The organism is Marinitoga sp. 1137, from assembly GCF_001941525.1.
Lineage (GTDB): Bacteria > Thermotogota > Thermotogae > Petrotogales > Petrotogaceae > Marinitoga > Marinitoga piezophila.
Genome location: NZ_CP009471.1, coordinates 1,814,297 through 1,830,318, shown reverse-complemented (window position 1 = coordinate 1,830,318; position 16,022 = coordinate 1,814,297). Strand labels below are relative to the sequence as shown.

Annotated in this window: 14 protein-coding genes; 7 read left to right on the top strand and 7 right to left on the bottom strand. The window is 30.0% G+C overall.

Annotated features, from left to right (window positions below; translation table 11 throughout):
- Positions 1 to 26 precede the first annotated feature (26 nt).
- Positions 27 to 1,016 (bottom strand): hypothetical protein, encoded by a 990-nt coding sequence (locus LN42_RS08735; protein WP_075780701.1) that lies wholly within the window; start codon positions 1,014 to 1,016, stop codon positions 27 to 29.
- 48 nt (positions 1,017 to 1,064) lie between these two features.
- Here LN42_RS08735 and LN42_RS08730 point away from each other — a divergent pair, with 48 nt between their 5' ends.
- The 7 genes from LN42_RS08730 (at position 1,065) to trxB (ending at position 9,344) form a co-directional block, all read left to right on the top strand.
- A complete protein-coding gene (locus tag LN42_RS08730) occupies positions 1,065 to 2,048 on the top strand; it encodes an alpha/beta hydrolase (protein WP_198029610.1) in 984 nt (327 codons plus the stop codon).
- Complete coding sequence (locus LN42_RS08725; protein ID WP_014297151.1) at positions 2,038 to 3,054, top strand: alpha/beta hydrolase; 1,017 nt, start codon at positions 2,038 to 2,040, stop codon at positions 3,052 to 3,054. Before LN42_RS08730 ends, LN42_RS08725 begins: the two co-directional genes overlap by 11 nt.
- Before the next feature lie 10 nt (positions 3,055 to 3,064).
- Entirely contained in the window at positions 3,065 to 4,723 is a 1,659-nt protein-coding gene (locus LN42_RS08720; RefSeq protein ID WP_014297150.1) for a GGDEF domain-containing protein, read from the top strand.
- Between the two features lie 12 nt (positions 4,724 to 4,735).
- Positions 4,736 to 7,168 (top strand): HD domain-containing phosphohydrolase, encoded by a 2,433-nt coding sequence (locus LN42_RS10875; RefSeq protein ID WP_014297149.1) that lies wholly within the window; start codon positions 4,736 to 4,738, stop codon positions 7,166 to 7,168.
- A gap of 158 nt (positions 7,169 to 7,326) precedes the next feature.
- Positions 7,327 to 7,686 carry a PadR family transcriptional regulator gene (locus LN42_RS08695; RefSeq protein WP_014297148.1) on the top strand — a complete coding sequence of 120 codons (360 nt, stop codon included), beginning with the start codon at positions 7,327 to 7,329 and terminating at the stop codon, positions 7,684 to 7,686.
- A gap of 20 nt (positions 7,687 to 7,706) precedes the next feature.
- The gene (locus LN42_RS08690) at positions 7,707 to 8,387 is read left to right on the top strand and encodes a thioredoxin family protein (protein ID WP_014297147.1); all 681 of its coding nucleotides are present in this window, start codon (positions 7,707 to 7,709) and stop codon (positions 8,385 to 8,387) included.
- A 3-nt stretch (positions 8,388 to 8,390) separates the two neighbouring features.
- A complete protein-coding gene (gene trxB, locus LN42_RS08685) occupies positions 8,391 to 9,344 on the top strand; it encodes a thioredoxin-disulfide reductase (RefSeq protein ID WP_014297146.1) in 954 nt (317 codons plus the stop codon).
- A 110-nt stretch (positions 9,345 to 9,454) separates the two neighbouring features.
- On the opposite strand, the gene LN42_RS08680 is transcribed toward trxB, so the two are convergent.
- The 6 genes from LN42_RS08680 to LN42_RS08655 form a co-directional block, all read right to left on the bottom strand.
- Positions 9,455 to 10,177, bottom strand: coding sequence for an N-acetyltransferase (locus LN42_RS08680; RefSeq protein WP_014297145.1), 723 nt, complete (start codon positions 10,175 to 10,177; stop codon positions 9,455 to 9,457).
- 66 nt (positions 10,178 to 10,243) lie between these two features.
- Entirely contained in the window at positions 10,244 to 11,038 is a 795-nt protein-coding gene (locus LN42_RS08675; protein WP_014297144.1) for a cyclase family protein, read from the bottom strand.
- 12 nt (positions 11,039 to 11,050) lie between these two features.
- Positions 11,051 to 12,454, bottom strand: a complete 1,404-nt coding sequence (locus LN42_RS08670) for a DUF1116 domain-containing protein (protein ID WP_014297143.1) — start codon at positions 12,452 to 12,454, stop codon at positions 11,051 to 11,053.
- Positions 12,451 to 13,992 (bottom strand): acyl-CoA synthetase FdrA, encoded by a 1,542-nt coding sequence (gene fdrA, locus LN42_RS08665; protein ID WP_014297142.1) that lies wholly within the window; start codon positions 13,990 to 13,992, stop codon positions 12,451 to 12,453. Before fdrA ends, LN42_RS08670 begins: the two co-directional genes overlap by 4 nt.
- On the bottom strand, positions 13,955 to 14,686 hold the full coding sequence (locus tag LN42_RS08660) for a DUF2877 domain-containing protein (protein ID WP_075780700.1): 732 nt from the start codon (positions 14,684 to 14,686) through the stop codon (positions 13,955 to 13,957). The genes fdrA and LN42_RS08660 overlap by 38 nt, the downstream gene beginning before the upstream one ends.
- Complete coding sequence (locus LN42_RS08655; protein WP_014297140.1) at positions 14,679 to 15,980, bottom strand: uracil-xanthine permease family protein; 1,302 nt, start codon at positions 15,978 to 15,980, stop codon at positions 14,679 to 14,681. The genes LN42_RS08660 and LN42_RS08655 overlap by 8 nt, the downstream gene beginning before the upstream one ends.
- Between the last annotated feature and the right edge of the window lie 42 nt (positions 15,981 to 16,022).

The window sequence follows — 16,022 nt, the reverse complement described above, 5'->3', positions numbered from 1 at the left end:
ATGCCCCTTTCTTTGGTATTCTATATTTATATAAACCTTTTGATTTCCAATATCTTTTCTTTATCAAAATCATATTCTTTAAATTTATCATTTGATAATACAAAATATCCATATTTTTTTGCTATTTCTATTATTTTTTCATCTGCCGGAGAATATAAATATACTCTTTTTTTCAACAGAAAATTTTTTAATATTTTCCTTTCTTCTTCTTCTAAAATGTATTCGATATTTTTATCAAAAACAATATGAACAGGATAAAATACATATTTTTCTGTATACAGATTTTCTATTATTCCCAGCAAAAACTGTAAGGAATTTTTATTTTCATATCTTACAACATTGCTTCCATCAATAACCATCCCTTTTATTCCCGAAACATTGAATAGTCTATAATGATAATATGAAAAACTCCTTAACTGTAGATTAAGTAAATGTTGTTCAAAATCACTAAGACTTTTATAAATTTCCAAAAATCTTTTTAAGGTTGCATTTTTATCTTCAAGTGGATTTAATTTTAATATTTCATCTAACAAATTCTGAATAAAAATATTTTTTTCGTCAAGAGGAATATAAGTCATTAACGCGTAAAGATCTATATAATCCTTAAATGGAAGTTTTTTAAAAATAACTTTTGGTGTGTATAATTCTATACCATATTTTTTCAATTTTTCTTCATAACCACCTGGAGGAAATTTATCGGGAAACATTATAAATTTTATCATTTCTATATCTTCATCTTTTAATCCATAATATTTTTTCAAATCGTTAAATCTATTTTCTTTTGGTTTTTCTACAATATGAATTAATAAAAATTGCAAATCATTAATGTGTTTTGTCAGTATTTTTCTTTCTGCATTTTTACTTAAAAATCTAAATAGAGATATTAATTTTCTCTGATTTAATGTTCTTGGAGACAATAGATATTTTCTCATTTTCAATACGTCTTTTCTAATTCTATCGCTATGTTCTTTGTAGTCTTTTTCTTCTATAATATGCTTTATTTCTCCAAAACCCATTTAATATTTCTCCTTTTTTAAAATTTGGTGTATAATATTATAAAGAGGTTGCGAGGTGGTACTATAAATAAAAATATTTTAAAAAAAATTCTGGCTTTTTTTGTAATTATTGGAACGTTAACCTGGGGTGGAATTGTAATTGTATTTACATTCTTTTTATGGGCATCATTATATATTATAAACCTTCTAAGAAAAAAATTGCCCATTGACGCTTATGATTTTAGAGGTCCTTATACATATACATATAAAACTGAAGGAAAATTACAATTAAAGATGGATATTTATTATCCCAAAAATCACAATAAGGAAAAATTACCTGTTATATTTTTTGCGCATGGTGGTGGATGGGTTTCCGGGTTCAGAAATCAACCCAATAATGTTTCATGGTGTAAATTTATTGCTTCAAAAGGTTTTGCTGTAGTATCTATTGACTATAGATTTGGAATTTCACATACAATGGATGAAATATTATCAGATTATACAGACGCTTTAAATTTTATCAAAAAAAACGCCCAAAAACTGTATTTTGATAAAAATAATATTATTTTAATGGGACTATCCGCCGGAGGCCATCTTTCGTTATTATACTATTCTTATAACACATTTTTAAAAAAGAAAGATAAAATTTCTGGTATTAAAGGCGTGATTGCATACTATGCACCGTCCGATTTAATGGATCTTTTTGATAAAAATGTAAAATCGGTTTTTGCAAAGGTTGCAGTTACTGCAACTTTAAAAGGATTACCGGTAAAAGAAAAAACAGGAAAATATTTATATTATTCTCCTATATTCTGGATAAATGAAAATATGAATCCTGTATTATTGGTTCACGGAAAAGAAGATAAAGTTGTTCCTTTTTCGTCTTCTGTAAAATTGTATAAAAAATTAAAAGAAAAAGGTGTAAAGGTTAAGTTTTTTGTCCACAAATATGGTGATCATGGATTTGAATTTGAAAATAATGATATACAAACAATTAAAATTCTAAATGAAACAATAAAATTCATGAGGGGTTTGATTAAAAATGAAGGTTGATTTTACATATGAAAAGAAAGATTTTGATTATATTTCTGGATATATTTTTAAAGGAAAACATTATAGATGTAATTATATTCGATTTAAAACATTATACAGGAATCCTGCCAGAGGTACTGAAACTGTAGAATTATATAATTTTGAACCCAAAGAAGAAACTCTTGCTTCTGCATTAATTTTACACGGTCTTGGTAGTGCAAATGTAAAGTATATGATATGGCTTGCAAAACGTCTTGCATCTGTTGGAATAAATACCTCTATTTTAATCTTACCCGGTAATTATACCCGTGTTGATGAAAAATCTGTTAGTGGAAGAAATTATCTCTGGCCTGAAATAAGTGTAATGTATAGATTTTGGGAACATGGGGTTGTTGATACATTAAGTACAATTGATTTTTTAAAACAAAAAAAATTGTGGAAAAAACACAATATCCTGATTGGATATTGTTTAGGAGGAATGATAGGAACTATTGTAGAAGCTTTAAACCCACAATTAGATAAATTATTGTTAATGACAACAGGAGGATACTTACCGGAAATTTTATATAATTCTCCTGCAACAAAATTTGTTCGAAGAATGATAGATAAAGGTTTTAAAACAGATTTTGATATGCATAATATAGAAAAGATTTATAACATATACGAGGATCAATTCCAGATAGTAAAAAATATGAAACTTGAAGAAATATTAAATAGCAAAAAAATACATCCATTATTTAGAATAGATCCTCTTTCTTATGCTCATTTAATTAATCCAAAAAAGGTTACTTTTATTGAGGCAATATTTGATAAAACACTTTCTGTAAGAAGCAGAAAGATTTTATGGAAAGAATTTAAGAAAGGTGCAAAACATATTCACGCTCTTACAGGACATGTAATATGGCTACCATTTGAATTTATGTTAGCTAATTATGTTATTAAATTAATGGATATAGAAGATCTAAAGATCAGAGCAAGATTATATGGTTTTGATGAAATAGATGAAGTTTTAGATGAAAATTTTTAGGGGTGATTTTATGGAAAATTTCTTATTTAACGGAAAGTTTTTCAATAAACAGAATTTCATTTCTTTGTTCTTTTCAATTGTATTAATCTATTTTTTTCCTATTAATTTTTCATTTGAAATAAAAAAATTATTGGCTGTATTGTTGATTACATTTATATCCGATAATATTGATGTAAAATGGAAAAACAATATTAGACTTGTTACAAATATGACAGGATTTTTAGTTGCTTCTCTTTATGGAAGACAATATATTTTAGTTGCTGCAATAACCACTTTATTCAGGCTTGAAAGACTTGGATTAAATAAAAGAGTTAGTAAATTTCTGGGCTATTTTTTCATGAATTATGGAGGATATGTACTTGCCGATTTAATTACTGACAATATTTATTTAAAACTATTTTTGTTTGTAACCTTTTCAAAGCTAATTAACACATTACATACAGATTTAGATCGTTTTGATTTCAATATGCTGCTTACAGAATATGTATTTTTCTTAACTTTGTTGCCAAGTATGTATTTCTACCTTTTATGCCAGAACCATGTCTTAAAAATTTATTTTATCTTTCAAAATTTGATTTTTATTATTTTATATTATTTTATAATGAAACATCTAACTGAAAGAGAAGAAGAAAAAATCAAAAATGAAAGGCTTAAACGTTTCAATGATATAATGCTTCAATTTTCAAACATTTTATATTCATATTCTATGAATGTTTCAAAAGAAAAGATTTCAAAAGATGTTGCCAACATTTTAAATAAACAGTTTGGATATAAATATGTCTTAATCTCAGAAATAGACTATGAAAACGATAAGATTAATAGAATTACATATGCTGGATTATCAGAAATTGAATTCAATAAATTAAAGGAAACAAAAGTTAAGGCTTCAGATATTTTAAAACTTTTTGCTAATGAATATAGATATGGAGAAGTATATTTTATCCCTGCAGAAAAAGGGGATTTTGACGAACAGAATTATTATTTTCAGTTTGAATCAAATATAACTTTAAATACATATACACAAAAGAAAAACCAATGGCATCCAAATGATTTATTGCTTATAACAATAAGAGATAAAGAAAATGAAATCATTGGATATATCTCATGTGACCAGCCTAAAAATGGTTTAAGACCTACTGAAGAAGATATGAAAATACTATCTGTTCTTTCAAAAATAGTTTCTATAATATTGATACACAGTAAACAATTTAAATATATTAAAAAATTAAGTGAAACAGATTACCTGACATCTTTATATAATTCTTCAAAGTTAAATAAAGATATTAAATTCTATAATATTTCTAATATTCCTATTTCTCTGGCTTTTATTGACCTTGATGATTTTAAGAAAATAAATGATACATACGGCCATGTAATTGGAGATGAAAAATTAAAAGAGTTTGCATTTACCTTAAAAAGCTCCGTTAGAGATATTGACAAAGTTTATAGATATGGTGGAGATGAATTTGTAATAATTTTTGAAAATTTAAATAAAAAACAGGCTAAAAAGATTCTGGAAAGAATAAAAAGAAAATTAATTGAAACTGGTTTAAGTTTCAGCGTTGGTATTGAAGATACATATGAAACTGATATCTCAAATTTAATAAAAATAGCAGACAAAAAAGCTTATGAAGCTAAGAACAGCGGAAAAAATAAAATTATATTATAGCGGGGCGAAAATATGAAAAGGCTCTTGATTTTTGTACTTATAATCGTTTCTATATCCCTTTCTTTTTCAAAAACACTTAAAATAGGTATATACAAAGATATACCTATTGTATTTGATGAAAAAAGAGGCTTTTTTGTTGAATTAGCACGGAATATGTTTGAAGATTTAAATGTTGACTATAAATTTGTTTTTGATACACAGGCAAACCTTATTGAAAAACTTAAAAATAATGAAATTGATATTGTTGCTGACCTGGCAATAACCCCTGAAAGAAAAAAATTCTTTAATTTTAACAGCGAAGCTTTATTTTTCGACTGGGGAGTAATATATGTTTCAGGAAAAGAAAATGTCGATAATATAGTTGATTTAAAAAATAAAAAAATTGGCGTAATGAAAACAGATATATTTTACGATGGACCTGGAGGCATAAAAGAAATTCTTAAATCTTTTAATATAAAAGTAGATTTTGTTGAAATGAATGATTATATGGAAATACTTGATGCCCTCGAAAAACATGAAATAGATGCTGGTGTAATGCCAAAATTTCTTGGTTTATATCTTGAGAACAAGCATAACATTAAAAAAACTTCCATTATTTTTACGCCTATAAGTATTTATATGATGTATAAAAAAGATAAAAGTCTGGATGAATTTTTTCAGAGGTTTGATCAATTATTAAAAAAATTAAAATCAGATCCCGATTCATACTATTATAGTATTTTTGATAAATATTTTAATACAAAAACTCTTGAAAAAATACCTGACTGGCTTGTTCCTGCAATTGCTATTTTAGAAACTATACTTATTTTTATAATTATTGTGCTATATATAAATTCCAATCAACTTAAAAGAAAATTACAGAAAAAAAATTCAGAATTAACAGATGCTTTAAATGATCTCGAAAAAACACTTTCAGAATTAAAAAATTCTACAGATTTAATTGAAAAAATTGTTAATCTTTCACCAAATCCTATTTATATAAAAACTGTAGATCAAACTATTATTTTTTCTAATAAAGCTTTTGCTGAATTTTTTAATATGGAAAAAGATGAAATTATTGGAAAAAATTTAAACGATATTATCGGCAATACTATTGATGAAAAAACCAAAGAAAATGCTGTTATAAAAGATATACAGATTATATTAAATCATATTGAAAAAACTGTTTTAGAAGTTAAAATGAAAAAAGACGGAAAAATACGTTATTTCAGAGTTTTCAAAACACCTATAAGGCAACAAAATGGTGAAGATAAAATTCTTGTTTTATATATAGATGTTACAGATAAAGTAGAGCAAAAACTTGAACTTGAGAAAAAAAATAAAATACTTGATTCCACAAACAAAAAATTATTTAAGATGATTGAACTGATTTCCAATTTTGAAACACAGGATATTGAAAATTATTATACAAATCTTTTAAAATTTGCCAATGAACTTGTTGATGCATGTGATTACGGAAGTATTTCACTTGCTGAAAATGATAAATGGAATTTCATTGCAGCAATAGGTCATGATATAGAAAAATTAAAACAACTTAATCTTAAAAAAGATTGGATGGTTCAAACAAATGATGAAATAAAAATATTTAAATCAGATGAATTAATTAAAATTGACAAAAAAGGAATGGATGAAAAAACATTTAATAAATTTATAAATGCTGTAAAAAATATAAAGGAAATAATGATTATAACCTCAGAATTAGAAAAAGGAAAAATACTTAATCTTGCACTGGATATAGACGCCAGTAATCCTAAATCATTTACTGAATACGATAAAACAATTATACAGGCTTTAATGAATATTGCTAAAACCGTAATTAATTCAAAATATACCATAGATAGAGTTAAAAGTGCCTATCTTAATTTTGCCAATAAACTCGCTTTAATTGCAGAAGCACATGATGATATTACAGGACAACATATATATAGAGTTGGAGAGCTTTCGTATTTTATAGCTCAAAAATTAAATCTTCCAGAAGACAAAATAATTGAAATAAAGGAATTTTCGACATTACATGATATTGGAAAAATCTTTATTCCACTTGAAATTTTAAATAAACCCGGTAAATTAACAGATGAAGAATATGAAATTATGAAAAAACATACCATTTATGCAGAACGGTTATTGGGTGATGACCCATACTTTGAAACTGCATTAAAAATTGCATTATATCACCATGAAAAATATAATGGTGGAGGATATCCATATAATTTAAAAGGCGATGAAATACCTATTGAAGCTCAGATTGTATCTATTGTAGATGTATACGATGCTTTACGTTCTAAACGTCCATATAAACCGGCTATTCCACACGAAAAAGTGATGAAAATAATCATTGAGGGTGATAATAGAACTTCGCCAAAAGATTTTAATCCAAAAATCCTTGAGATATTTAAACAATACTCAGATGAAATCAATAATATATATAATAAATTTTCTGATTAAAGCACCTTTTCATGGGTGCTTTAATTTTTTGACTTCAAATTTTAAAAAAATAACAATAGAACCTTTATATTTTTTACTTGACAAATATATACATAATGTATATAATATAATCATGGATGGAAAAATTGACTTTTTTAGTACTATTTGGAGGGTAATAAATGAATTCGGCAAATAAGTGTAAAATATTTCAAAAGAGCGGAAAGTTAATATGCGATTTATTATTGATATTAATAGCCGAAAAGCCCAGTTATGGCTATGAACTATCCAATAGGCTATGCGAAATGGGTATAACAATTCCAGAAGGAATTGGGCAAAAAGGAAGAGTATACAGGGCTCTTTCAGATCTTGAAAAACGTGGCGAAATAGAGTTTGATTGGGATACAACATCAAGTCCACCAAGAAAAATTTATAAGGTGACAGAAAAAGGAAAAGAAAGAATGAAAAGATTTATTTCTGAAATGGAAGAACAGATAATAGTTTTAAAAAACTTTATTAATAAAGCAAAAGAAAATATATAAAACTTCGGAGGTGTAGTAAAATGGAAAGATTATTAGATGACAAAACATTAGAACAGGTAAAGGATTTATTAGGGGAAATGAAAGGTAGAGTAAAAATAATTTTATTCGAAAAAGATGATTGCGAATACTGTGAAGTAACAAAACAATTATACACAGAATTATCAGAAGGTGTAGATAATGTTGATTTAGAAGTTGAAAATATTGACTCTCCACTTGCAGAAGAATATGAAATTGATAAAACATTAGCTCCAGCAACAGTTATTCTTGCATCAAATGGTTCAGATTTAGGTGTAAGATTTTACGGAATTCCTTCAGGACATGAATTCAGCACATTATTACAGGATTTAATTCTCATGTCCAAAAATGGCGAAGAAGTAGATTTCTCAGAAGACACAATTGAAAAATTAAAGGGTATAAACAAAAAAATAAGATTAAGAGTATTTGTAACTCCAACATGTCCATACTGTCCAAGAGCTGTTTTATCAGCACAGATGGCTGCAATGATTAATGAAAATATAAACGGTGAAATGGTAGAAGCTAACGAATTTTACGAAATTTCAATGAAACACAATGTAAGTTCTGTACCACACACAGTTATTGAAGCATTTGAAAATGGTGAATGGGTAGTTAAAGGTGAATTTATTGGTGCATATCCTGAACCAAACTTCGTTGAAGAAGTATTAAAAGCTGTGGAGGGATAAGCCATGTTCTTTGATCTTGGATCATCAAAAAAACATGATTTAAAAGAATATTATGATATGGTAATTATTGGCGGTGGTCCAGCAGGTGTTGCAGCAGGGATTTATGCTGTTCAGGGCGGAATCCAGCCATTAATTATAGAAAAAGATTTAGAAGGCGGTCAGATTAACTTAACAGAATATGTTGAAAACTATCCTGGATTTAAATCTATTACAGGAGAAGAATTAGCAACAAAACTTGGAGAACACGCAAGAGAATTTGGCGTAGAATTTTACGATGGTGAAGTTATTAATGTTGATTTCAGTAAAGATGAAAAGATAATATCACTTGATAATGGAAGTATTGTAAAAGCAAAAACAGTTGTTATTGCAACTGGAGCTACTCCAAGGAAATTAGGTGTTCCTGGTGAAATGGAATTTGCTGGTAGAGGTGTTTCATACTGTGCTACCTGCGATGGACATTTCTTCAAAAACCAGAAAGTTGCTGTTATTGGCGGTGGCAATACAGCTGTTGAAGAAGCTCTTTATCTTTCAAAAATAGCAAAAGAAGTTTATATTATTCATAGAAGAGATAAGTTAAGAGCTGATAAAAGATATCAGGACAAAGCATTTAATACAGAAAATATTAAATTCATCTGGAATTCTGTAGTAAAGGAAATCAAAGGTGATAAGAAAGTAACTCAGCTTGTACTTGAAAACAGAGAAACTGGTGAAATTACAAACTTCGATGTAGACGGAGTATTCGTTTTTGTAGGACTTACTCCTGTAACAGAATTATTTAAAGGAAAAATAGAACTTGATGATTATGGATATATCCCTGTAGATGAACACAGAGAAACAAATGTGAAAGGTGTATTTGCTGCAGGAGATGTTATTCAAAAGGAATTAAGACAGATTATCACAGCAGCAGCTGATGGTGCTATTGCAGCATCTTTTGCTGTAAGAGAATACTTTAATTAATTAGCAATCAAAAAGGAGCTTTCCATAAGGAAGCTCCTTTTTTTATTTATTTTTTATTTATATTATCTTTTTTAAAAAAAGAGCAGGCCTTTTCGGCCTGCCAGCCCTATTTAAACGAGAGGACTTTCGGGGATTATTAATTCTTTGTTTGCTTCTGCAACTTCTGGTGTTGCAGGTACAAGATCTGTCTTTATATAATCGAGTAAATATTGTTTTACTGATAAATCCCAATATTCTCTTGTAATGTAATATACTTTTGCTCCACCTAATTCATGCTGTACATCTGGCCATGGATATGATGGTTGTGCCATACCTAAACCCCATCTCTTCCAACCATTATAACTTTCAAATGTTGACCACCATTCTTTTGCTCCCAGTTTTTCAAATGCATATTTAGCTTTTGCATAATACATAATAGCTCCTACTTTTAATCCTCTTACATATGCCATTGAGTGTAAACTAATATGAATTCCATTATTCATAACTCTTGCATTTGCAAAACCTGCTAATTTCCCATTAATTGTACCAATCATGAAATATGGATCCTTTAATCTATCTCTATACCATCCTAATAATTCGCCATATACTCTTACACCAACAATATCATAAAAGTCATGATCTACATCTAATAATTTCTTTATAAATGGTAATAATTGAGGTACTTCTTCTTTTTTCAATGGTCTGATATATAAATAATTTCCATCTTTTAATTTTGCCATTTCTGGTTCATATGGTTCTAATTTCAATGACGGTCCTGCTAACATTGGTTCTATTTCTCTAACATCAAATGTAATTTTTTCCTGTGATACTTTTTCCGGTATTTCTTTCCACATAATCTTTCCCCTCCATTTTTATCTTTTATCGTTTTCTGTTATTATTAATCAATTTTATCGTTTCAATTATCCTTCAATTTCAAATGCAGCTACACGAGCTATACTTGATTCACCATCAACAAGTTTCCATGGGAATATACCTATGTACATTCTTCTATTTAATACTTTATCAATTTCTCCACCAAGATTTTCAGCGTGTAAAATCAAGTGTGGGAATAAATCAATATGCATTAATTGATACGTTTCATCTGTAAAGTATTCATCTAATGGTTTTCCGTATTTTTTTCTAAAGTGTTCGTCTGCCATTTTAGCAAATTCAGGTCTGTATTCTCTTAATATTGTATTCATTGGGTGATCTGCAGAACCACAATCAACACCAACCCATTTAATTTCCATTTCTTTTAACCAATCAGCAAATCTTTGATCTGGTCCTGGGTGGAAGTAATAATATTTATTTTCATTTGCTTCTGGTTGATCCCATGCATATTTGTGATAACCAGTGTTAATAATTATAATATCGCCCTTTTTAATCTCGAGATTATTTTCTTTTGCAACCTTTAATAATGTTTCTGGTGTATAAATATCAAAATCTCCAACTTCTTTAGAAATATCTAAAATAACCCCTTCACCGAACAAATAACCATCAAGTGGCAATGAAGCTATATCTCTTCCGCCAGTCATAAAATGTCTTTGACCATCAAGATGTGTACCATTATGCATACTTGTTTGAACTATCTGTCCGTTAACCTTCTGAAGCATCATTCTCTTGAAATACCACAATTTCATTGGCTCATAACCTGGCCATGGTGGTGTTGTAATACCAATCTTCTGAGTTAAATCATACACTTTAATACCTGCCACAATAATCCCCCCTCAATCTGAGTATTTTTTTACAAATGCTTCCAATGCATCTATAAATATATTCATAGGTGGATAGGTTAAACCTGCTCCAACCTGCCCTATACCTGGTTCTTTATGGGCTATACCTGTATTAATTCTTGGTAATATACCCTTTTCAACAACTTTTTTAACATTTAATCCTGTTGGCGTTCCTCTAAAATTCAAGAATGGTATTTTATATGTGTTATTTTCTGCATCTGTAATTTCATACATCTTCTGTGTTGTTTCAATTGCTTCCTGAACACTACCTCCAACAAATTTAACTATAGCCGGAGCACCAGCCATTGCAAATCCACCAAATCCGCCTGTTTCTGTAATAGTACTATCTCCAATATCAGGATTTGCATCTTCCTTTGTAAATCCCGGGAAGTATAATCCTTCTACTTCCTGTGCTGGACCAACAAACCATTCTCCTGGTAACCCAGCTACTCTAATACCAAAATCAGTTCCATTTCTTGCCATTACTGTAACTATTGTACTTCCTTCAATACCTTCTGCTGCTAATGTTGCTGATTTTGCTGCTGGCATTGATAAATTAAGGAAGAAATGATCATTTGAATTAATAAATTCAATTACTTCTTTCTTTTCTTTATCAGAGAACGATGTATCAAGTATTGCAGGTGCAATTTCCCTGATAAACAAAGATGTTGCTGCTTTATTTCTATTATGACATTCATCGCCCATTTGAACTGCCTGAGCAATAAGATTCTTTAAATTAATTTCGCCTTTTATTTCAATAGCTTCTTTTAAAACTGGATATAACACTGATTCCATCCATTTAAGTCTATCAATTACATCAGGTCCATTTGCTCCATATCTTAAAACCTTTCCTAAACCTTCATTCATTGTACAATATGCTTTTATACCATATGTCTTGTTTTCAACTATAAACACAGGCATGGAAGGTGTTGCAACACCAGCCATAGGGCCTACACCATCATGATGATGCCATGGATCAAATTGAATTTCTCCTGATTCTATTAACTCAATAGCCTCTTTTTCATTTTTTGCTTTTCCTTCATAGATAAGCCCACCAATTATTGCGCCTTTTAATGGACCACACATTCTATCCCACGTAATTGGAGGACCTGCATGTAAAATCATATTTTCTTTCATTCCTGGAACTACATCTTTTGCCAATGCCATTCCAACAAGGGTTGGCTGTGAATTCATAATTCTTTCTACTGCTTTTGCATTTGCTGCTTCAACATCTACCTTAACATTTGAAAAGTCATTTAATATTTTTACAGCCTTTGAACCGCCAAGTGGTGGTTTCCAATCAACATGCACAACATGTGCTCCCTGTTTTTTTAAATCTTCATAGAATGATTTCAATCCGATATTTATGATTTTTAATTCTTCTTTAAATAAACTCATCTTCCCAACTCCTTCCAAACGCTAACTGCGAATTTTACTGCACTGGCATTACTTGGGAAGACAATAACACCAGCATCTTCGAGTTTTTTCTTTTGTTCATTATATTTTTGTGGATCCTCATATGTTCCACAAATATTTGCTATTACACATCTATACTTATCAGAAACTTCCCTGGCGTTCTTTACTGCTTCTGCAATTTCACCAGCAGGATCCATATGTGAACCCCAGCCTAACACTACGTCAACCAGTATTATTGCCGTATCTTTATCGAGATATTCTTTTACAAGTCTGGACTTTCTCATTGTAAAGTCAATCATAGGATGTGGTCTTCCAACTGTAAACTCGTCTTCACCCATATCCACTACTGTATTTTCCTTACTTTCATTTATATTCTCAAGCTTATATTCTGGATCTAATGGTGCTGGGGAATATATTGGACCTATCTCTTTTGCAAGCAATACCATTGCTTCATCAGCCAATGTTCCACCAGAATATAGTCCTCTTATATATTTTCCTTCTTTTATTTTTTCTGCTTCTTCTTTTACCTTTGTTTCAAAATCAAATGCTTCAAGGAAATCAAAATACGTATAAATATCTTTCTTTATTTCTTCGCCTTTACACAACAATGCAGCCTTTATAGCAGCATCTTCCAGAGTATGTCCAACTGTAATTGTGTCATCTTCCACTTTTCCGTTTACAAAATGAACGACATGCTTTTTATTTGTCTTTTTCAATAATTCAACAGCTTTTTCTACTACTTCTGGATATGGTGGTTTTGAAACAAGTACTATTATCTCTGTTTCATCATCTTCAATTAATCTCTTAATTCCTTCAAGGAACATTAATCCTCCAACATCTTTCTTTACATCTCTTCCGCCAGTTCCAATGAGCTGGGAAATGCCGCATCCAAGATTTGAGATGATAGAGGATACTTCTTGAGCGCCAGTTCCGGATGCGGCAACAATACCAATCTTCCCCCTGTTGACTACATTTGAAAATGCCATAGGTACTCCATTGATTATAGCTGTTCCACAATCTGGTCCCATAACAAGTAATCCTTTTTTAAGCGCATATTTTTTTAATTTTATTTCATCTTCCAGTGAAACATTATCACTAAATAACATTACATTAAGTCCTCTGTCAAGAGCCTTTTTAGTTTCAAGACCTGCATATTCACCTGCAATAGAGATTAATACCATATTTGCGTCTTTTACTTTGTTAAGTGCAGAATCCATTGAAGGATAGAATTTTTCCCCTTCATCTTCTTCTGTTTCTGTTTTTAGTAACTCTTCAACAGTTTTTTCTATTTCTTCCATGTCTATATTTTCGCCTTTTACAACAATCAAAAGATCATTTGGTGTAGAATTTTCAACTTCTTCTGACATCATATCCAATTCTTTTAAAAATTCCTTATTTGTGTCCGTCCCCATGCCAACCAAAGCTTCTTCAATACCTTCCATTTTTTTTATATCTTCGGTTATCAACATAAGGGTTACGGAATCATAATACGAATTCGGTTTTATCATTGTATAGACCATCCGCTATCCCTCCAAACTCAAAGTAATAGGTAATCCCCAATAACCATCCACTTCCAGATGTAGCTCCCATTTTTAATAAATCATCCTTATTACTGCTACTTAAATATTCTTTAACTGGCAATGGTGCTAATCCTTCGGCAGCATATTTCATTTGAAAATAAGAAATATCATTTGTTTTTTTTCTTGAAATAAAAATAATGTGATCTTTATCCACTAAATCTTTTTTAAAATAATGCTCCATTAAAAGAACTCCTGATAATATATCATCACCAAGTGGAGTTAATCCTGGACCAAATCCTATTAATGATTCATATTTTTTATCAAATAAACCTTTTATTATTTTCAAAGATATTCTGTTATCAACATTTTGTTTTATATAATTAATAGCTTCATCTATATTTACGTTTTTTCTAAAGTTTGTTATTGTTGGATCATACAATTTAAACTTGCTTAAAAAGAAAACGTTATCAAATACTAAAACCTTATTTTTGTTTACATATACTTTTTTGAATTTAAGGAATCGGGAGGGGGCTGTTAGCCCCAATGCCCCTACCCGGTTCGAATGAGTTGTCAGAGTCAATATATCCGAATCGTTAAATTTATAATATACTGTATGTTTTGTTTTGAAAAAGATTTTTGCTTCTTCATTTACATGTTTTTCAAAAACATTTTTTGAAACAATAATATCAGTCATCTGATGCTCCTGTTAATGATAATATTGCATTAGCTAAAATACCAACTATAGCTGCTAAACCCAATCCCTGTAATGCAAAGTTACCAGCCTGGAATACTGCTCCACCAAGACCTGTAACAAGCATTAATGACATAATAACAAGGTTTTTACCTTCTACTTTAACCTGATTGTTAATTAATGTTTTTGCACCTATACTTGCAATCATACCGAATAATAAGATTTCAATTCCGCCCATAACTGGAACAGGTATTGATCTAACAAGTGCTCCAACTTTTGGTACTAATGACATTAAAATTGCAAAAAATGCTGCTATTCTCATTATCCATGGATTAAATGCCTTTGTAAATGCAAGAACACCTGTGTTTTCACTATATGTTGTATTTGCTGGACCTCCAAGCAAACCACCTAATGATGTTGCAAGCCCATCACCCATTAATGTTCTATGCATTCCTGGATCTTCATAGAACTTTTTACCAACAACTGCTGATATAGCAAATACATCACCAAAGTGTTCTACTGATGGGGCTATAGCTACTGGTACAATTGCTGCTGCTGCATACCATGAGAATTTAGGTAAATACATTTCTGGCATACCAATCCAGCTTGCTGTTGATAATTCTGCAAAGTTAACATTACCTGTAATCAATGCTACAACATAACCTACTATAATACCCCAGATAACTGGAACAAGTCTATTAAATCCTCTCATATATAATCTTACAAATATTGCAGTAAATAATGAGATTAATGCTATTGTCCAATTACCGCTTGCCATATTAACTGCTACTGGACTCAAAATTAAACCAATAAGAATAATCATTGTACCGGAAATTACAGGTGGGAATAATTTTTCAAATCTTCTAATACCTATCCATTTTATTAATAAACCAAATACAAATTTAACAAGTCCTGCAAGAACAATACCACCTGTGGCATATGCCAGATAAGGTCTCAGATCTACCCCCGCTTGAACTGCATCCTGTATACTCTTGTATTCAAGTCCTCCCTGTTGCATGTAATAAGTTGTTACTGCTACTACTGGTGCAATATAAGCAAAACTTGATCCTAAAAATACTGGAACTTTCCATTTGGTAATCCAGTGGAATAACAATGTTCCTAACCCAGCTGTCAAAAGAGCTACATTAACTGGAATACCCGTTAAATAAGGCACCAATACTGTTGCGCCAAACATGGTAAATGTGTGTTGTAATCCAAGCAAAATCAATCCCCCAGTACTCATGTTCGCGCTTCTGTCTTCTTGAGGCGTAATGTTCAAATATTCGCTTTCGCCCATGCTTCTCCCCTCCTAAAAAAGATTTGGATAGACAATATCTAA